The sequence below is a fragment of the Sphingopyxis sp. CR5 genome (assembly GCF_059693785.1).
Genome location: NZ_JCATIE010000019.1, coordinates 16,669 through 34,549 on the forward strand (window position 1 = coordinate 16,669; position 17,881 = coordinate 34,549).

Below are 17,881 nucleotides of genomic sequence, written 5' to 3' on the forward strand. Positions count from 1 at the left end.
GCTGCGACTAAGCCCGCCGTAACTGATGGGAGATGCGATCATGAATCTGGACCTGGCACCCGAAGACCGGGAGTTTCAGCAGGACGTCCGCGACTTTTTCGCGAACTCCATTCCCGAGGACTGGAAAAAGACCGTCCGCGCCGGCCTGCGCCTGTCGCCCGAAAATCTCGTCGCCTATCAGCGACGGCTCGCCGATCGCGGCTGGGGGGCGCCGACATGGCCCAAGGAATATGGCGGCACCGGCTGGACGCCGCAGCAGCTTCACATATTCTGGTTGGAAGCCTCGGCCGCTGACGCGCCTGCGCAATTCCATCAGGGACTGGAACTGATCGGTCCGATCATCTTCACCTATGGCAGTCAGGCGCAGAAGGATTATTATCTGCCGCGCATCATCAGCGGCGAGGATTGGTGGTGTCAGGGATATTCGGAGCCCGGCGCGGGGTCCGATCTTGCCGCACTACGCACCCGCGCCGACCGCGACGGAGACGAGTATGTCATCAACGGCCACAAGATGTGGACGAGCTATGCGCATGTCGCCGACCGCATGTTCATCCTCGCGCGAACCTCGAACGAAGGCCGGCGCCAGCAGGGTATTTCGCTGATCCTCGTCGATATGGACACGCCGGGCATCCGGATCAGTCCGATTCATACGCTCGACGAAAAGCATCATACGAACGAGGTGTTTCTCGACGAGGTTCGGGTTCCCGCGACCAACATCGTCGGCGAGGAAGGGATGGGCTGGAACTACGGCAAGGTGCTGCTCGACCGCGAGCGCATGGTCGCCGCGGCGACCGCGATGTTCCTGCCCCAGACGCTGCGCGCGGTGCGCGAGGCGGCGACACGGCGGCGGACCGCTTTCGGCCTCCTGATCGACAAGCCCGAATTCAGGGCCAAGCTGGCGCAGGTCGAGATCGAGGCGATGGCGGTGCAGGCAATGGTGCTGCGGCTGATGGCCGATGCCGCGGCGGGCGCCGATTCCGGCCCGCGCGGCTCGATGGTCAAGCTCCGCTGGTCCGAACTGACGCAGCAGGCAACGGCCTTGTGGGTCGAGGCGCTCGGCCCCAAGGCGCAGCATTTCGCGGCGCTGGGCGACGAAAGCGAATTGCCGGACGACATGCCCTTCGCGCTCAAGGGGGCGCTCTATGCGCGCGTCACCACCATCTACGGCGGGTCGAGCGAGATCCAGCGCAACATCATCGCGCGCCGCGCGCTCGGCCTTTGAGGGAGATTAGCCATGGAGTTCGCCTTTAACGACGAGCAGCAGATGCTGCGCGACAACGTGGAACGCTTTGGCGAGGATGAATGGAACGCCGCTGACCGGCTGAAGCGTCTCGCCGAAGGGCCCGAAGGGACGGCGCGCCGCTGGGCGCAGATGGCCGAACTCGGCTGGTTGATGTTGCCGATCGCCCAAGAAGAGGGTGGTCTTGGCGGCGGGCCGGTCGAAATCATGGCAATCATGGAAGGTATCGGACGGCATCTGATGACCGAAGCCTATGTCAGCCATTGCGTGCTGGCGCCCGCATTGATGGCGGGCGGAGGCGATCATTGCGCTGCGCTGCTCGAACAGGTCGGTGCGGGGCAAGTTCGCATTGCGGCGGCGCTCATCGAGAATGACGATTTTGACGTCGCTGCGATTTCGGCGCGCGCGTCCGCCACTGATGACAAGTTCAAACTGACCGGCGCCAAGACCCATGTCGAGGATGGCGCCGATGCCGACTGGTATCTCGTCTCCGCGCGCACCGGGGGCGCTCCGAGCGAACGAGCAGGCATCAGCCTATTCCTTGTTCCGAGCGGCGCCGAGGGACTGGCGATCCAGCGTTTCCGCGCGGTCGACGGCCATCGCCATTGCAGCCTCGACCTCGTCGATGTGGACGCCATTCCGGTCGGTGCGATCGGCGAAGCTGCGGACCGCATCGAGGCCGCGCTTGAGCGCGCGATTGTCGCGCATATGGCCGAAGCCGTGGGCTCGATGGAAGCGGCGGTCGCCGCGACGCTCGACTATGTCCGCACTCGTCAGCAGTTCGGCGCGCCGATCGGTAGCTTCCAGGTCGTTCAGCACAAGGTCGTCGACATGAGCGTCGCCTGCGAGGAAGCCCGCGCGTTGATGATGGTCGCCGCCTCGCAGCTCGCCAGCGGTGGCGATGCGTCGTCGCTGATCGCCGCGGCGAAGGTCCGCATCGCCCAATGCGGCATCGCGGTGGCGCAGCAGGCGGTGCAACTCCACGGCGGGGTCGGCACCAGCGAGGAACTGATCGTTAGTCATCACCTCCGCCGACAGATGATGCTCGATCTCGCGCATGGTGACCGCGATCATCACAAGGCACGGTTCGCCGAACTGACCCGATAGGATGCGTTTTGCAGGGCGCCTCAGGCGCCCTGTTTAGCCTCGTCTGCCTCGATCCGCCGCCCCGCCAGCCAGAACAGCAAAGATCCGGCCGCGAGCGGCAGCGCGACAAGCGCCATCGCGGCGCGCAAGCCCTGCTCGCTGCCCAGCGATGGCGCGAGCAAGTCGCTCGCGATGCCGACGAACAGCGGCCCCAAGGCGAGGCCGATGGCGTTGGTCACGAACAGTTGCACCGCCGCCGCCATCGCGCGCACCCGTGCCGGGACGAGCGTCTGCACCGAGGCGAAGACCGAGCCGTAGTTGAGCGCGTGGACGAAGATCGCGCAGGCGAGGAAGACGAAGGACAGCGTGACCGTCGGCGCAAGCGCGGCGCCGGCGAACAGAGGTGCCGCGATCACGAGCGAGGTCGATGGGACGAGCGTATAGCCCTTGATCCCGCGCCGCGCCGCGCGGTCCGCGAGTTGGCCGCCGACGAAGGTGCCGACCATGCCGACGAGCCCGACGATCAGGCCGAGGCTGAGGCCGAGGAAGACCGTTGGCGGCACGCCCCAACTCGATGCCATTGCGCCGATCCCCTCGACGTGGGTGCGCATGTAGAGCGAGCCGAAGAAGGAGGCTTGCCCATAATAGCCGAACGCCCCCATCGCGGTGCCGAAGGAGATCAACCAAAAACTCGGCAGGCGGCGCAGCGTTGCCAGTACCTGCCCCAGCGGCATATGTGGAACTGTGGCCTGCGTCGTAATGGCCCGCTTGCGCGGTTCGTCGAGCGCGAACCAGACGATCGAGGCGAGCAGGATGCCGGGAATGCCGGCGATCAGGAAAGCGGCGCGCCAGCCCAGCGTCGCGAGCAATATGCCGCCGAGGACGAGGCCGGCGAGCGAACCCACCGGTACCCCGAGCGAGTAGAGCGCGAGCGCGCGGCCGCGTTGTTCGCGCGCGACATAATCGGTGATCAGGCTGTGCGCAGCGGGGGTGCAGCCGGCCTCGCCGACGCCGACGCCAATGCGGGCCAGCAGCAGTTCGGTGAAGTTGCGCGCGAGCCCGCACAGGGCGGTGAAGCCGCTCCACACGAACAGCGCAATCGCGATCATCCCGACGCGGTTGCCGCGGTCGGCGACCCGCGCGAGCGGGATGCCGAGCAGCGTATAGAAGAGCGCGAAGGCGAGGCCGCTGATCATCCCGATCTGCCAGTCGGCAAGGTGCAGGTCGGCCTTCATCGGCTCGACGAGGATCGTCACGATCTGCCGGTCGAGCATGTTGAAGGCGTAGACGATCATCAGCAGGAAGAGCGCGCCATAGGGCATGCGCGCCGTCGCTGGTTCGGCGGTCGATTGGGTCGCGGTTTCGATGGTCATAGGCCTCTCCATGGCGGGCGTCGGGCCCGTCGTTCATCGCCGCACATTAGGGACTGCGCGCGAACGGGCGGGGCGGGAGGTGGCGCGATGCGCCATTATCCCCATGCTGATTTGTCACGCCCGTTCCGGGCCGCCCTCGCGCATGGTTTGCCGGAAAGGCACAGGGTTGGATCGAGGAGGCGCTTCATGGCGTTTGCGAAGAACGGTTCGGTCTGCATCCACTACGAGCGTATGGCCGCGGGCGACGGGCCGCCCGTCATCCTGCTTGCGGGTGCGGGGCGGCCCTCAACCGATTTCGATTATGGCTTTTGCGCACCGATCGTCGCGGAGGGTTTCGTGCCGATCCGCATCGACAGCCGCGATACGGGGCGTTCGACGGCGCTGATCGATACGCATCCCGACCTGCATGCGATCAAGGCGGCTGCGCTGGGGCGGGGCAATACCCCGCCGCCCTATGGAATCGCGGATATGGCGGCAGACGTGCTGGCGGTGCTGGACGCCGAGGGCATCGCGGCGGCGCATTTCGTCGGTCGGTCGATCGGCGGACTGGTGGCGCAGCAGATTGCTATCCGGAATCCGGGCTGCGTTCTCGGTCTGGCGCTCGTCATGGCGATGAGCCGGTCGATGGCCGATGCGGTGCCCGATGCTGCGCTCGACCGGTTGATGGCCGAAGATATTCCCGATGAGGACGCCTATGTCGCGCGCCAACTTGGCGTGGCGCAGGTGAATGGGGTGGCGGGGGATTTCGACGCCGGACGTGTCGCGGAGGAGGCTCGTACGGCCTGGCGTCATGGAATCCACCGCGGCGGCACGGCACGGCATTTCGCGGCAAGCCTTGCCGTGCCCGATCTTCGCCCGTCGCTCGGCGCGGTGCGCGTGCCGACGCTGATCCTGCATGGTCGCCAAGACAAGGTGATCCCCCTGGAACGCGCGATCGAGACGGCGGAAACGATTCCGGGCGCTCTGATCGAAGTCGACGAGACGATGGGGCACGACGGCCCGCCGCGGCTTCGGCGGCTCTGGGGTGAGCGGATTGCACGGCATTTCGCTGCTGTTCGGACATCGATCTGAGGCTCGCCCGGAAATCACATATGTGATATAAGTCGCGAAACCCGCGGTTTTGGCCGCTTGGCGGCCTTTGAAGTTATCATATGTTCATCAGAGACCGTCTGAGGACGGCGATCGAACCGACGGCTCAGGCGTGTTTGCCCGCTGGTGTTGGGATGGAGAGATGAAGAGAAAGCCCGTCAAATCGGCCTCGCGCACCTTCGAGGTGCTCGAACTGTTCCGCGACCGCCGCGCACCGCTGCGCCTCAACGAAATCTACTCGGCGCTCGGCTATCCGCAGTCGAGTACGACGAACCTGCTCAAGAGCATGGTGATCGAGGGCTACCTCAATTACAATCGCAACACACGCACCTATTTGCCCACGCTTCAGGTCGCCTCGCTTGGCAGCTGGCTCTATGGCCATGTCGCCTTCGGCAGCGGCTACAGCTGGCTCATCGACGAGCTTTATCGCAAGACCGACGAGACGATCGTTCTCGTCACGCAAAACGATCTGTTCATCCAATATGTGATGATGCGGGTGCCCGATCATCCGCATAAGCGCCCGCCCAATCCGGGCGAGATGCGGCTGATGCTCGACGCGACGTCAGGCATGGCGTTGATGAGCCGGATGCGCGACCGCGAGATCGACAAGATCTACCGCTATTCCAACTATTACGAACTTAACCCCGACCGGCGGATTACGCTGGAGGATGTGATGAGCCGGATCCGCTGGATACGTCACACCGGCTATGTCTATTGGCCCGAGCATCCGGTACCCGGGATCGCCTCCATCGCGATGCCGCTCGGCGAGAGTATCCACGGCATTCCGCTTGTCATCGGGATTGGCGGCACGACCGCGCGCCTGTCGCCGCGCCGCGCCGAATTTGTCGAAATCATGCGCGACACGATTGCGGAATTTCGCGACCGCTTCCCGCAGGATCAGCACGTGCCGGGTGAGGAGGACGATCTGGAAATCGCCGCCGAATAAGCATTTCATTTGGAATAATGGGGCGGCCCTGCGCGGTGGGCCGCGCGTGCGGACGCGCGGACGCCTATCCTCGGTCGAAAGAGGAGAGTGTTTCATGCCCATCGAAGTCGATCTGCTGGATGCCGGCGTTGCGGGCCTTGGCGAAAGCCCGCTGTGGGATCATCGCAGCGCGCGGCTCTGGTGGGTGGATTCGAGTGCAGGCCGCCTGTACGCGAGCGGTGCCGAGGGTCAGGATCAGGTGAGCTGGGATCTGGGCCGGCCGATCGGCAGCATCGGCCTGGCGACGGGTGGCCTCATCATCGCGCTCGCCGACGGATTTTATCGGTTCGATGCCTCGACAGGCTCCATCACCCTGATTGTGCGGCCCGGCATGGCACCTGAAACGCGGCTGAACGATGGGAAGGCCGATCGCGCCGGACGCTTTCTCGCGGCGTCGATGCGAACCGGCGATGCGGTGGGGGCCGGGGCGCTGTTTCGGCTCGATGCTGACGGCGCGATCGAGCAGATTGAAAGCGGGATCGGTATTGGCAACGCGATCTGTTTCTCGCCTGCCGGCGATGCCCTCTATTTCGCCGACAGCCTCGACGGGAAGCTGCGTCGTTACGACTATGACCAAGCCACCGGCAAGATTGGCAAGCGCCGCGACCTCGCCGATTGCCAAGCCTATGGCGGATCGGGCGCCGACGGCGCGACCGTCGATGCCGAGGGGCGGATATGGGTGGCTTTGGTGTTGGCGCAGGCGGTCGGCTGCTACGCGCCCGACGGCACGCTGCTACGATCGATTCCGGTGCCGCTGCCTTACCCGTCCTGCCCGGCATTCGGCGGGCCAAATCTCGATACGCTATATCTGACGAGCATCGCGAATTCGGGGCACCGGTTGATCGCCGATCATCCCGACGCCGGGCGGATTACCGCGATCCGGGGACTTGGCGTCCCCGGAATCGCGGAAGGCATCTATATTTAGAGGATCAGCGAAGCGCTATCGAAATGCCGCCGTCGACCAGCAGCGACTGACCGGTGACGAAGCCCGAACGGGTGTTGTCGGCGAAGAACAGGACCGCCTCGGCGATATCCGACGTTTCACCGAGTCGGCCGAGCGGAGTGCTCGCGACGCGTGCTTCGAAAGTCGCATCGTCGAGCATGGCGCGGACGCCCTCGGTCGCGACCGTCGATGGTGCGACGGCGTTGACGCGAATGGCCGATGGCGCGAGTTCGATCGCCGATGAGCGCGTCATGCCCTCGACCGCTGCCTTGACCCCGCAATAGGCCATCGCGTTGGGGAGGCCCAGGTGCGCGGACACCGAAGCGATGTTGATGATCGACCCGCTGCCGCGCGCGCGCATATGTTTCGCCGCGGCCTTCGTTCCCCAGATGATGCCTGCGATGCCGACGCCGAGCATTTTGTCAAGGCTTTCGGCGTCGATGCCCTCGATCGGCGAGTATTTGGTCCACATCGCATTGTTGACGACGATGTCGATGCCGCCGAGTTCGGCCGCGGCAATATCGAACGCTTCATGCAGCGCGGGGCCGTCGGACACGTCGCAGCCGAGCGCGATCGCCTTGCCGCCGTTGGCCGCGATCTGCTGGACAAGGTCTTCGGCCCAATGCGCCTTGCGGTCGAGCAATGCGACCGACGCACCGTTGGCGATGAGCTTGAGCGCGATGTCGCGGCCGAGGCCGCGCGACGCGCCGGTGACGAGCGCGACGCGCCCTGCGAGTGATTTTGTCATTTTGAGAGAGCCCATAAAAATGGAGCCCGCTTTCGGCGGGCTCCAGTGGGAGAGAGAGGTTAGAATTTATATCCGACTTCAACGCCGTAGACGCGGCCCTTGTTGAGGGGCGAGAAGGTTGACCCGGCGAAGAATGGCAGCGGCGCCTCGGTACCGAAGGTCGCCTCGTTGAGCAGATTATTGCCATAGACTGACACCTTCACCCGGCCGTGCGTGATCGCGAGGCTGGCATCGACCATCGTGGCCGCGCGCAGCAGGCCGGTGTTCTGGTCATTATAGAAGGCGGCATCGCGGTGGTTCGCGCCGACGCGGGCCTCCGCGTCGAAATCGCCGCCAAGGCTGGTGGCGTAAGTGATCGATCCGCCATAGCTCCACGGAGACAGGCGCGGCAGCTTCAGCGCATAATCGGCATCGTTGATGACGCCGTCGGCGTTGAGATCGAACAGAATATTTTCATATTTGCCCTTGGTGTAGCCGAACTGGCCGGCAATCGTCAGGCCGGCGACGGGCTTGACGAGCAGTTCGCCTTCGATCCCCTTGATCGACACGTCGGCCGCGTTGGTGATGATCTGGAAATTGCCGAAAGGTGCGAACGGCGCCTGGAATTCGCGCTGGGTGCCGTTGATGCGACTGTAGAAGCCGGCGAGGTTGGCGCGTGCGAAACCGCCAATGTCCTGCTTGAGGCCGATTTCATAGGCGTCCTGCTTTTCTTGGTCGAACGGACCCGGCGCGACATTGGGATTGAGATTGCGGAAGTTGTAGCCGCCGCTGCGGAAGCCCTTGGCGAACGAGGCATAGAGCAACGTGTCCTCGGTCGGCTTGAACTGGACGCCGATGCGCGGCGTAAAGCCGTCCCAATTGTCCTTGTCGGTGAAGTCATAGCTGCACCGCAGAACGTCGAGGTTGCAGCCCCCGACGCCGATCGAGCGAACCTGGACGTCCTTTTCCTCGGCCGAATAGCGTGCGCCGACGCTGAAAGTCAGCTGTTCAGTGACGCGCCAGTCGACGGTGGCGAAGATGCCGCCGGTGCGCTGCTTCTGGCGTCCGCCCCCGGAAACGGTCAGCGCGCCGCCCGACAGCAGGCGCTGTTCGGCATAGTTGATGTCCTGATTGAAGTAGAAGAGGCCGGTCGTGACATCGAAGGCCCCGAAGGTGCCCGCGTAGCGCAGCTCGTTGCTGAACTGCCACTGGTGGATGTTGTTGCGCGAGTGCAGGTTCGTCGCCGGCGAGCCGTCGACATCGGCGGCCGAGTCGTTGGACAGCGCGCGCACGGCGGCGATGTTGGTGATCTTGCCGTCCCCAAAGGCTGTGTCGATGTTCAGCTCGGCGATGCCCTGATCCCAGTCGGTTTTCACGAAACCGGCATAATTCTGGTTCACGCGGAAGCTGTCGCGCGGATAAAGTCCATGATTGGTCACCGCCGGGCCGTCGCCGCGAATCCGGCCATGTTCGTAGCGCAGGACGAGATCGAAGCTATCGTTGGGCTGCAGGCGCAACGCCGAGCGCATGATCAGGGTTTTGCTGCCGCCGATCTTCTTGCCGTCGAAGTCGTTTTTGAACCAGCCATCGTCGTCGTTGTAATAGACCGCCACCTTGCCGCTCAGCACATCGCCGGCGATCGGACCCGACACCGAGATGCTCGCCCGCTTTTCCAGGCCGGTCGATAGTCCCGCCTTCGCGTCAAGGCGGAAGCGGTTCGACGGGGTGGTGGTGCGCAACAGCACAGCGCCGCCGGTGACGTTGCGACCAAACAGCAGCCCCTGCGGGCCGCGGAGGATTTCGACGCCTTCAAGGTCGAAGGTGTCGAACAGAACGCCCGCGCTGACGCCCAGATAGACGCCGTCGACGAACACGCCGACGGTGGGGTCGATCGAGGGGATCGAGCTGTTGATCCCGAGGCCGCGGATCGAGAAGTTCGCATAGCCGGGCGTCGTGCCAACGCTTTCGAGCGAAGCGTTCGGAACCGCATAGCTGACGCTCGAGATAGAGCGCGCGTGGATGCTGTCGAGTTCGTTCGAACCGAAAGCGGTGATCGCGATCGGCACGTCCTGGACGTTCTGGGCCGATCCGCGCTTGGTCGCGGTCACGACAATGTCGCCAAGGCCGCTGCTGCCGGACTGCGCTTCTTCCTGCGCGCTGTCGTCCCGCGCGGTTTCATCCTGCGCGAATGCGGGCGCAGCGATCATCATGGCGGCGAAGCCGACCCCCGTCAAAAGACGCTTGCTGTGTGTGTTCATTGTCCACTCCCTGGTGAATCGCGCTTCCGTTCTTCCTTTCGGTGGCGGTTCGCCTCGAAGGGGGTGCGCTGGCTTTAAATCATATCGCCGCCCCTTGAAGAGCGGTCGGCCCCCGTTCTTTCTTTGCGGCGGCAAGGGCAATGTGCGCGGCGGGTTGGGCGCCGATAATCACAAGCGCGATTCCGTGCAGGGGCGATCAATCCAGAATGAGATTTTCGGCATGTCTCGCGGCTTTCGCACCGCTATCCCGCCGCCGCGATGCAAAGACTCCCGGCAAATGGGAGACAAATCAATGGGTAGCATTCGCACCGAAATCGAAAACCATGTCGCGCTCGTTACGCTTGATAACGCGCCGGTCAACGCCGCCGCGCTGGACATGCTCCAGGAACTCACCGACGTCTTCGACAGCTTCAACGACCGCGACGATGTCCGCGTCGCCGTGCTCACCGGAGCAGGCAAATGCTTCAGCGCCGGCGCCGATCTGAAAAATCGGCCTGACCTCTCGATCCCCGGAACGCGCTGGAACCGCAACCGCGTCGTCCGTGAAGTTGCCTATTCGATCGCCGATTGCGCCAAACCCGTCATCGCCGCCGTCAATGGCCCCGCACTTGGCGCCGGCTTCGGCCTTGCCGCGAGCTGCGACATCATCGTGGCGTCCGAAAACGCCGTCTTCGGCCTGCCCGAAATCGACGTCGGCCTGATGGGCGGCGGCAAGCATACGTCGCGCATCGTCCCGCACTCGCTGACGCGGCGGATGATGCTCACCGGCTATCGCGCGCCCGCGTCCGAAATGTACCGCCGCGGCATCATCGAGGCCTGCCTGCCAGCCGACGAACTTCTGCCCTATTGCATGGAGATGGCGGCGGTGATCGCGTCGAAGAGCCCGCTCGCGACATGCTATGCCAAGGACAGCATGCGCACGATCGAGAATATGACGCTGCGCGACGGCTATATCTACGAACAAGGTAACACGGCGAAGCTGTCGACGTCTCATGATGCGCAGGAAGCGGTGGCGGCCTTTGTCGAAAAGCGCGCGCCTGTGTTCCGCGGCTGCTGACCGGAGCGGGCGTCATGGACTGGAATTTTGGCGACCTGCTGGACGCGACCGCGGCGCATGTGCCGGGCGATCGGCCCGCGATCATTCGCGGGGATCATGTTACCAACTGGGTCGATTTCGACGCACGCTCGAACCGGTTGGCGCGCGCGATGCTGGCGGCCGGTCTGCCCGTCGGCGCGCGCATCGCGATCCTCGCGCGCAACATCCCCGAATTCATCGAGATTGCTGCCGCCGCGTTCAAGGCGCGGCTGACGCACGTCAATCTGAACTACCGCTACACGACGTCCGAGATCGAATATGTGCTGCGCGACTGTCAAGCGGCAGGGCTTTTCTATCAGGACGAGTTCGGTCCGGTCGTCGCGCCGCTGATCGGCGGTCCTATCGACCATCTGACCTATGCCGTGCAGATCGGCGGTGACGGTGCTTATGATGGCATCGTGTCGGAGGGTGATGCGTCGCCGCTGGGGATCGTGCGGTCGCCCGACGATGGGTACCTCCTCTATACCGGCGGCACCACCGGACGTCCGAAAGGCGTGATGTGGCGTTCGGCTGACGCGCGGCGCTCGCAGCTCGAATCGCCCGTCGCGGTATCGACGCCGGCGAGTATGGACGACCATATCGCGCAGGTGCTGAAAGGCGCAGCCGGCCGCGTCATGCCGGCCTGTCCGTTGATGCACGGCGCAGGGCTCAACAGTTCGCTTGCCGAATTGCTCGTCGGCGGTACCGCGGTGCTGCTGCCGTCGGACCGCTTCAGTGCAGAGGAATTGTGGAGCGAGGCCGAGCGGCAGGGCGTCACCCGCATCCTGATCGTCGGCGACGCCTTTGCGCGCCCGATGGCGGATACGCTGCTCGCCAATCCGGGGCGCTGGGATCTGAGCGCGCTGCGGCTGATCTCGTCGGCGGGGCTGATGTGGTCCGAACAGGTGAAAGCGGCGCTGCTTGAGGCGCTGCCCCAACTCACGCTGCTCGACATTCTGGGCGCGTCCGAAGCCTCGGGCTTCGGCTATGCGATTACCAACAAGGATCGCGCCACGCCAACTGGGCTGTTCGAACCGGGTCCGCAGACGGTGATCATCGACCAGGAGACGGGCCGCGTACTCGCCGACGACGAAGTCGGTTCGGGTTGGCTCGCACGCCGACCGCCGTTCGGCGCCGGCTATCACGGCGATCCTGAAAAGACCGCAAGCGTCTATCGCACCATCGAGGGGCAGGCCTATGCGGTTCCGGGCGACATGGCCGAGCGCCTGCCCGACGGGCGCTTCCGCCTGCTTGGTCGTGGCAGCATGTGCATCAACACCGGCGGCGAAAAGGTCTTCGTCGAAGAGGTCGAGGAGGCGCTGAAGCGCATCGACGGCGTCGCCGATGCGATGGTGTTCGGCCTGCCCGATCCCAAGTGGGGCAGCGCCGTCACCGCGCTGATCGAGGCAGGCGACAGTCCCGACGATCAGGCGCTTCGCGCGGCGCTCTCGCGCGACCTTGCCGCCTACAAGCAGCCGCGCACGATCATTCGCGTTGCGGTCCTGCCGCGCCATGCGAGCGGCAAGAGCGACTATCGCAGCGGGATGGATCTCGCGCGCACCGAAATTTCAGCCCGGATGTCCACTGGCTGATCGTCTCCGGCCTGCTGCGTCCGGGGCGGACGTGCGGGCCGGAGACTTCACCGCCCGACGACCGACTTACCGCTTCTCCCAAGGACTTCCGATGCAACAGGCCAATCCCACCCGCGACACGTCTCCCCGCCGCCTCGACGCGCTTATTATCGGCGCCGGCTTCGGCGGCATGTATGCCTTGCACCGCACACGCGGCATGGGGCTCGACGCCCATCTGATCGAGGCCGGCGACGATGTCGGAGGCACCTGGTACTGGAACCGCTACCCCGGTGCGCGCTGCGACGTGATGAGCATCGATTACAGCTATTCCTTCTCCGACGAGATCCAGCAGGAGTGGACGTGGAGCGAGCAATTTGCGGCGCAACCCGAAATCCTGTCCTATGCGCGCTTCGTCGCCGACAAGCTCGACCTGAAACGCGACATCAGCTTCGAAACGCGCGCGACCGCGGTCCATTATGACGAAGAGGCGGCGCTGTGGCAGATCGAGACCGATCGCGGCGAGGTCTATGAGGCGCGTTATTGCCTGATGGCAACGGGGCCACTGTCGGTACCGAAGCAGCTCGATATTCCGGGTGCCGACAAGTTCAAAGGCGAGCTCTATCTCTCGGGCAAATGGCCGCACCATGACGTCGATCTCAAGGGCAAGCGCGTCGCGGTGATCGGCACCGGCTCGTCGGGCATCCAGATCGTTCCTGTCGTCGCCGAGCAGGCCGAGCATCTTTACGTCTATCAGCGCACGCCGAGTTTCACGCTGCCGATGCGCAACCGCAAGCTCGACGAAGAATATGTCGCGCATATCAAGGCGCATTATCCCGGGCTGCGTGCCGCGGCGCGCCACTCGCTGACCGGCGGCGTCCGCCCGATCACCCACCGCCCGGTGTTCAGCGTGACGCCCGCAGAGTGCCAGAAGCTGATGGAAGACGCTTGGGCGCACAGCGGCCTGTCCTTCCTCGGCCTCTTCTCCGACCTCCTCACCAATCGCGATGCGAACGAGGTCGTCGCGGAGTTCGTGCGCGGCAAGATTGCCGAGGTGGTGAACGATCCCGACACCGCGCGCCGGCTGACCCCGCGTGGCTATCCGATCTTTGCGCGCCGTCCGTGCCTCGATACCGGCTATTATGAAGCCTATAACCGGGACAATGTGACGCTGAAGGATTGCCTCGAGCATCCGATCGTCGAGATCACCGAAAAGGGCATCCGCACCGCCGAGGGCGAGGTCGAGGTCGATATCATCATCGCCGCGATCGGTTATGACGCGCTGACCGGCGCGATGCTGTCGATCGATATCGAGGGCCGCGACGGGCGCAAGCTCAAGGACAAATGGGCCGATGGCGGTCGCTCGCACCTCGGCCTGATGATCGAGGGTTTCCCGAACCTGTTCGTCATCGCGGGCCCGAACGGCCCGTCGGCGCTCGCCAATTTCATCTTGCTGAACGAGCAGAATGTCGATTGGGTCTGCGACTGTATTGAGCATATGCGCAGCACCGGCCTGCGCTCGATCGAGGCGAATGCAGACGCCGAGGATCGCTGGATGGAGAAGGTTACGACGCTGGGCTCGCTGTCGCTCTATCCGACCGCGAACACCTGGTATACCGGCGCCAATGTGCCGGGCAAGCCGCGGACATTTCCGGTCTACATCGGCGGACTTGGCCGCTATCGCGAAATCTGTTCCGACGCAGCGGCGGATGGCTATCGCGGCTTCACGCTACGATAGGTCCGGCGCGCGTTCTGATCGGGAGTGAGCGATATGTCGTCCGATAGGCTGTTCGAGCCACTGCCTCTCGCCCGCGGCGAGCCGATGAAGAATCGGCTGATGCTTGCGCCGCTTACCAACCGGCAGAGCCACCCCGACGGCACCCTGTCGGATGCCGAGCGCAATTGGCTGGAGATGCGCGCGGCCGGGGGCTTTGCGCTGACGATGACCGCCGCCGCACACGTCCAGCCGGTGGGCCAGGGCTTCACCGGACAACTCGGCGTCTTTGCCGACGATCATCTCGAAGGCCTGACGGCGCTCGCGAACGGGCTCAGGGCGCGCGGCTCCCTCTCGTCGCTCCAGCTTCACCATGCCGGCAGCCGCGCCGAGCCCGAGCTCATCGGCGCCCCGGTGGCGCCGTCGGAAGTGCCCGAACGCAATGTCCGCGCCCTGTCCCAGGGCGAAGTGGAAGCGCTGCGCGACGATTTCGTCGCGGGTGCACGCCGCGCCGAGCAGGCGGGCTTCGATGGCGTCGAGATTCACGGTGCACACGGCTATATCCTCGCCGAATTCCTGTCGGCGGCGAGCAACCGGCGGACGGACCGTTATGGAGGCAATCTCGAAAATCGCGCGCGCATCATCTTCGAGATCATCGACGGCATTCGCGCCGTCACGGACCCCGACTTTCAGCTTGGCCTACGGCTTTCGCCTGAGCGTTTCGGGCTGGAGCTGGACGAAATCCGCGATGTGGCGGCCGAAGTGTTGCGGCAGGACAAGATCGACTTCCTCGACATGTCGCTGTGGGATGTCCGCAAGGAACCCGAGGAGGAAAGTTTCAAGGGCCGCCCGCTGATAAGCTTTTTCACCGATCTGCCGCGCGGCAATGTCCGTCTGGGCGCCGCGGGCAAGGTGATGGATGCGGAGGATGCAGCATGGGTGCTGGATGCCGGATGCGATTTCGCCGTTATCGGCCGTGCCGCCATATTGCGCCACGACTTCCCCGAACGCGTGCGCCGCGATCCTACCTATCGTTCGCCCGCGCTGCCGGTGTCGGTGCAGCACCTGCGCAATGAAGGGCTAAGCGACACCTTCATCCATTATATGCGCCGCTGGCCGGGATTCGTCGATACAAGGTGAGTAGTCGCGGGTACATATACTGATCCGCCAACCTGCGTGGGCGCGATGTCATTTTCGATGATGGCTATTGCACGTTCAACAGCTCATTGCCGAGTTAGATACTATTGCTCCATTTGTCCTTGGCACGCGCCTGGGTTATACGGCAGCTATAGCGCATTCTGTTTCCAAAAGGCGACAGTCCGCAAACGGCCACCGTTGCGCTTTCATTTCGATGAGGCCAGACCGAACCCATGCCAATCGAGGCCCAGGTCCGATCGGCTGCGAACGAGCCCCAAGGAGTGGAGGTCGCCCTAACGGGCGACCTCCACCACGTTAGCGCCGTCCTCGCGCTCGGTTACCTTGAAACCTACCCCAAGGAAGCGTTCGATCAGACTGGCGGCCGTTCGCGTGTGCTCGCTAATCTTGACCGTCGTGAACGCGCCGCCACGGGCCAAGGCCATCGGCAGCAGGAGCTGATCTTGCAAATAGGGACCAGCGAAAGNCGTGTGCTCGCTAATCTTGACCGTCGTGAACGCGCCGCCACGGGCCAAGGCCATCGGCAGCAGGAGCTGATCTTGCAAATAGGGACCAGCGAAAGCGCCTGACGCGAGATAGCCTGCCATGCGCTTCGCCGCCGTCTTCGCAAGACGTTCGGCGGGAACACCGAGCTTGCCAAACCCTGACATCAATTCCGTTACATGCTCAAAGCTAGCCTCAAGCAGGAGCGCGTTGCCCGGCCCCTGATCAGCAGGGAGCTGCCGCGTCACGAAGGCCTCCGCAGGCCATTCCAGGAGCACCTTCTGGGCCGCTTTGAGCTCACGATCAGCGACGTCAAACGGGATGCCCGCGACGATCGCGGTCGCTTGCACTGGTCCGGCGACGCCGCGCTCGACGCAAGTGATCGCGCGAAGCGGGGCCGGTTCGATGTCTATTTCGATGCGGCCGCCGCCACGCGGGAAGAAGCCGTGCCGAACCAGCTTTGCCGTAATGGTCGGACCCATGCGATTGATGACAGGTAGAAGCGTTCGCTCGATAAAATCGAACGGAGGCGCCGCCAGGGCATGAGTACCGCCCTCGATCACAAGGCGAGAGGGCGCATTAGCGAGCATCAGCGGCACCATGACTGTCTGAAGCACGAGACCCGTGCTGCCCGCCGTGCCGACGGCAAAGTGATAGTCGCCGGGTGTTACGGCGCCAGGCCGAAAGCTGACGCTGGTCGACCCCACCGCAAGCCCCGAGCATTCGGCGTTGCCGATTACGCAGGCAGCTTCAATCGCGGTCACATGCTGACGCATCAGCCCCGGCTTCTCGCGCCCGCCGCGAATATTCTCAATTGTGAAGGGCTCGCCAGTGAGAAGCGACAGCGCGCAAGCATAGCGCAGCACCTGTCCTCCGCCTTCGCCTTCGGAGCCGTCGATGGTGATCATTATTCTTCTTCCACCAAATCCAGAAACAGCGCGTTCGCCTCGGCTGCGAACGCTTCGCTCGGCGGACGCGCGGGCACTTCGCCGGCACGCACCAGTTCGTCGGCGATCAATGCGTCGATTTCGGGCACGCGCGCGATCGGTCCCGCCTCCCGCGTGGCCGCCTTCATCGCCACCAGGCGCTCGATCTCCTCGGTGGCCGACGGCGACAGGTCGGCTTCGGCCATCAACCGCTGCAGCTGCATCGGCGGCCGGCGCGACGGGTCTCGCCGCAACACGCGGATCGCCAGAGCCGGGCGCAGCGCATAGAAATAGCGCTTCACCGCAACCTCGCTCTCATCCTGTAGCCAGCGTGCGACCGAGGTCCGCCCAAGCTTCGCATAGTGCAGCGCAAAGCCGTTGGGATCGAAATGGCGGTCGATGAGGTCGGCCATCCGCGCGATCACCGGATGCGCGTTGCGATAATGAATCGGCGATTCGACCCATTCGGATAGAACCGAATTGTTGCGCAACATTAGTCCCAGCGCCTTGCGGATGTCCCACCCGTTGAGGTCGATCTCGTCGACGATCGGCCGCTCGATCACATCGCGTACCTGGCTCAGCGCCAGATAGTCGCGACGCGGCCGCACGTAGAGGAAGCGCACATCATAGTCGCTGTCGGGCGACGGGAAGCCCCACGCCCGGGACCCCGATTCAATCGCGAGCAATAGGCGCACGCCATCGTCCGCCTCGATGGCGGCGAGGCGGTTTTCGATCTCATGCCGAACGGCGAGTCCAATGCTCGTCATCTTCCATCTACTGTCCATAAAATCCCGTGGACCAAGGCATCCACCAGAACCACCAACCTTTTGCCTTGCGATCGTCCGAGGTCGCTATGCCGAAATCGCCTATTCCAACCTCCACTTCGGTAAAGGCGGCACGCAATGCACGAATCCGCTTGTTGCCGACGGTCAAAATCAGCCGGTCACCCTCCTCCTCCATAGTCAGGTCGCCAGCATCGGGTTCGAAAACGACCCGCATCGATACAAAGCTATCCGCCTTGGGTTCGCCAAAGTTCGGAACCTCGGAGATGGACGGCGTCAACTGCCCAAGCTTCATCGTCCGATGACAGGCTTCGCCGCCCGCCATCCGATCGATAAGGTTGCGGATCGAACGGCACCCGGCCGGATCTCCGGAAAAGTGCCATTCGCCTGCATGCCTGCTATTCTTCGGATAGCGCCAGACGAAGATCTCGCCGCCCTGTCGCCACTCGGCCACCCAATCGCGCATCAGAGCCCCCC

At 64.1% G+C, this 17,881-nt stretch carries 15 protein-coding genes; 9 read left to right on the plus strand and 6 right to left on the minus strand.

Going from position 1 to position 17,881, the window contains the following annotated elements; all coding sequences use genetic code 11:
• Nucleotides 1-40: 40 nt before the first annotated feature.
• Both AC58D2_RS19985 and AC58D2_RS19990 read left to right on the plus strand, forming a co-directional pair.
• On the plus strand, nucleotides 41-1,222 hold the full coding sequence (locus AC58D2_RS19985) for an acyl-CoA dehydrogenase family protein (RefSeq protein ID WP_497392783.1): 1,182 nt from the start codon (nucleotides 41-43) through the stop codon (nucleotides 1,220-1,222).
• A gap of 12 nt (nucleotides 1,223-1,234) precedes the next feature.
• A complete protein-coding gene (locus tag AC58D2_RS19990; RefSeq protein WP_497392784.1) occupies nucleotides 1,235-2,347 on the plus strand; it encodes an acyl-CoA dehydrogenase family protein in 1,113 nt (370 codons plus the stop codon).
• A 20-nt stretch (nucleotides 2,348-2,367) separates the two neighbouring features.
• On the opposite strand, the gene AC58D2_RS19995 is transcribed toward AC58D2_RS19990, so the two are convergent.
• The gene (locus AC58D2_RS19995) at nucleotides 2,368-3,699 is read right to left on the minus strand and encodes a spinster family MFS transporter (RefSeq protein WP_497392785.1); all 1,332 of its coding nucleotides are present in this window, start codon (nucleotides 3,697-3,699) and stop codon (nucleotides 2,368-2,370) included.
• 186 nt (nucleotides 3,700-3,885) lie between these two features.
• On the opposite strand from AC58D2_RS19995, the gene AC58D2_RS20000 reads away from it, so the two are divergent.
• The 3 genes from AC58D2_RS20000 (at nucleotide 3,886) to AC58D2_RS20010 (ending at nucleotide 6,698) form a co-directional block, all read left to right on the plus strand.
• The gene (locus tag AC58D2_RS20000; protein ID WP_497392786.1) at nucleotides 3,886-4,770 is read left to right on the plus strand and encodes an alpha/beta fold hydrolase; all 885 of its coding nucleotides are present in this window, start codon (nucleotides 3,886-3,888) and stop codon (nucleotides 4,768-4,770) included.
• Nucleotides 4,771-4,930: 160 nt separating this feature from the next.
• Nucleotides 4,931-5,734 carry an IclR family transcriptional regulator gene (locus tag AC58D2_RS20005; RefSeq protein ID WP_497392787.1) on the plus strand — a complete coding sequence of 268 codons (804 nt, stop codon included), beginning with the start codon at nucleotides 4,931-4,933 and terminating at the stop codon, nucleotides 5,732-5,734.
• Between the two features lie 94 nt (nucleotides 5,735-5,828).
• On the plus strand, nucleotides 5,829-6,698 hold the full coding sequence (locus AC58D2_RS20010; RefSeq protein WP_497392788.1) for an SMP-30/gluconolactonase/LRE family protein: 870 nt from the start codon (nucleotides 5,829-5,831) through the stop codon (nucleotides 6,696-6,698).
• A 4-nt stretch (nucleotides 6,699-6,702) separates the two neighbouring features.
• Here the strand turns inward: AC58D2_RS20010 and AC58D2_RS20015 are convergent, their stop codons facing one another.
• Nucleotides 6,703-7,464 (minus strand): SDR family NAD(P)-dependent oxidoreductase, encoded by a 762-nt coding sequence (locus AC58D2_RS20015; RefSeq protein WP_497392789.1) that lies wholly within the window; start codon nucleotides 7,462-7,464, stop codon nucleotides 6,703-6,705.
• Nucleotides 7,465-7,523: 59 nt separating this feature from the next.
• Nucleotides 7,524-9,701 (minus strand): TonB-dependent receptor, encoded by a 2,178-nt coding sequence (locus tag AC58D2_RS20020; RefSeq protein WP_497392790.1) that lies wholly within the window; start codon nucleotides 9,699-9,701, stop codon nucleotides 7,524-7,526.
• A gap of 292 nt (nucleotides 9,702-9,993) precedes the next feature.
• On the opposite strand from AC58D2_RS20020, the gene AC58D2_RS20025 reads away from it, so the two are divergent.
• From AC58D2_RS20025 to AC58D2_RS20040, 4 genes are all read left to right on the plus strand, one after another.
• Nucleotides 9,994-10,758 carry an enoyl-CoA hydratase/isomerase family protein gene (locus tag AC58D2_RS20025; RefSeq protein WP_497392791.1) on the plus strand — a complete coding sequence of 255 codons (765 nt, stop codon included), beginning with the start codon at nucleotides 9,994-9,996 and terminating at the stop codon, nucleotides 10,756-10,758.
• Nucleotides 10,759-10,772: 14 nt separating this feature from the next.
• A complete protein-coding gene (locus tag AC58D2_RS20030; RefSeq protein WP_497392792.1) occupies nucleotides 10,773-12,368 on the plus strand; it encodes an AMP-binding protein in 1,596 nt (531 codons plus the stop codon).
• A 91-nt stretch (nucleotides 12,369-12,459) separates the two neighbouring features.
• On the plus strand, nucleotides 12,460-14,082 hold the full coding sequence (locus tag AC58D2_RS20035) for a flavin-containing monooxygenase (protein ID WP_497392793.1): 1,623 nt from the start codon (nucleotides 12,460-12,462) through the stop codon (nucleotides 14,080-14,082).
• 33 nt (nucleotides 14,083-14,115) lie between these two features.
• Complete coding sequence (locus tag AC58D2_RS20040) at nucleotides 14,116-15,198, plus strand: NADH:flavin oxidoreductase (protein WP_497392794.1); 1,083 nt, start codon at nucleotides 14,116-14,118, stop codon at nucleotides 15,196-15,198.
• A gap of 290 nt (nucleotides 15,199-15,488) precedes the next feature.
• On the opposite strand, the gene rtcA is transcribed toward AC58D2_RS20040, so the two are convergent.
• Genes rtcA through AC58D2_RS20055 form a run of 3 tightly spaced genes read right to left on the minus strand, consistent with a single transcriptional unit; the run spans nucleotide 15,489 to nucleotide 17,870 of the window.
• Nucleotides 15,489-16,604 (minus strand): RNA 3'-terminal phosphate cyclase, encoded by a 1,116-nt coding sequence (gene rtcA, locus AC58D2_RS20045; RefSeq protein ID WP_497392795.1) that lies wholly within the window; start codon nucleotides 16,602-16,604, stop codon nucleotides 15,489-15,491.
• Nucleotides 16,604-17,389, minus strand: coding sequence for a nucleotidyltransferase domain-containing protein (locus AC58D2_RS20050; RefSeq protein WP_497392796.1), 786 nt, complete (start codon nucleotides 17,387-17,389; stop codon nucleotides 16,604-16,606). Before AC58D2_RS20050 ends, rtcA begins: the two co-directional genes overlap by 1 nt.
• Before the next feature lie 7 nt (nucleotides 17,390-17,396).
• Nucleotides 17,397-17,870, minus strand: coding sequence for a hypothetical protein (locus AC58D2_RS20055; RefSeq protein ID WP_497392797.1), 474 nt, complete (start codon nucleotides 17,868-17,870; stop codon nucleotides 17,397-17,399).
• Between the last annotated feature and the right edge of the window lie 11 nt (nucleotides 17,871-17,881).

Excerpts from the sequence above, each read along its gene's own strand:
- AC58D2_RS19985 (WP_497392783.1), top strand. The coding sequence starts at position 41 with ATGAATCTGGACCTGGCACCCGAAGACCGGGAGTTTCAGCAGGACGTC.
- AC58D2_RS19990 (WP_497392784.1), top strand. The coding sequence starts at position 1,235 with ATGGAGTTCGCCTTTAACGACGAGCAGCAGATGCTGCGCGACAACGTG.
- AC58D2_RS19995 (WP_497392785.1), bottom strand. The coding sequence starts at position 3,699 with ATGACCATCGAAACCGCGACCCAATCGACCGCCGAACCAGCGACGGCG.
- AC58D2_RS20000 (WP_497392786.1), top strand. The coding sequence starts at position 3,886 with ATGGCGTTTGCGAAGAACGGTTCGGTCTGCATCCACTACGAGCGTATG.
- AC58D2_RS20005 (WP_497392787.1), top strand. The coding sequence starts at position 4,931 with ATGAAGAGAAAGCCCGTCAAATCGGCCTCGCGCACCTTCGAGGTGCTC.
- AC58D2_RS20010 (WP_497392788.1), top strand. The coding sequence starts at position 5,829 with ATGCCCATCGAAGTCGATCTGCTGGATGCCGGCGTTGCGGGCCTTGGC.
- AC58D2_RS20015 (WP_497392789.1), bottom strand. The coding sequence starts at position 7,464 with ATGACAAAATCACTCGCAGGGCGCGTCGCGCTCGTCACCGGCGCGTCG.
- AC58D2_RS20020 (WP_497392790.1), bottom strand. The coding sequence starts at position 9,701 with ATGAACACACACAGCAAGCGTCTTTTGACGGGGGTCGGCTTCGCCGCC.
- AC58D2_RS20025 (WP_497392791.1), top strand. The coding sequence starts at position 9,994 with ATGGGTAGCATTCGCACCGAAATCGAAAACCATGTCGCGCTCGTTACG.
- AC58D2_RS20030 (WP_497392792.1), top strand. The coding sequence starts at position 10,773 with ATGGACTGGAATTTTGGCGACCTGCTGGACGCGACCGCGGCGCATGTG.
- AC58D2_RS20035 (WP_497392793.1), top strand. The coding sequence starts at position 12,460 with ATGCAACAGGCCAATCCCACCCGCGACACGTCTCCCCGCCGCCTCGAC.
- AC58D2_RS20040 (WP_497392794.1), top strand. The coding sequence starts at position 14,116 with ATGTCGTCCGATAGGCTGTTCGAGCCACTGCCTCTCGCCCGCGGCGAG.
- AC58D2_RS20050 (WP_497392796.1), bottom strand. The coding sequence starts at position 17,389 with ATGACGAGCATTGGACTCGCCGTTCGGCATGAGATCGAAAACCGCCTC.
- AC58D2_RS20055 (WP_497392797.1), bottom strand. The coding sequence starts at position 17,870 with ATGCGCGATTGGGTGGCCGAGTGGCGACAGGGCGGCGAGATCTTCGTC.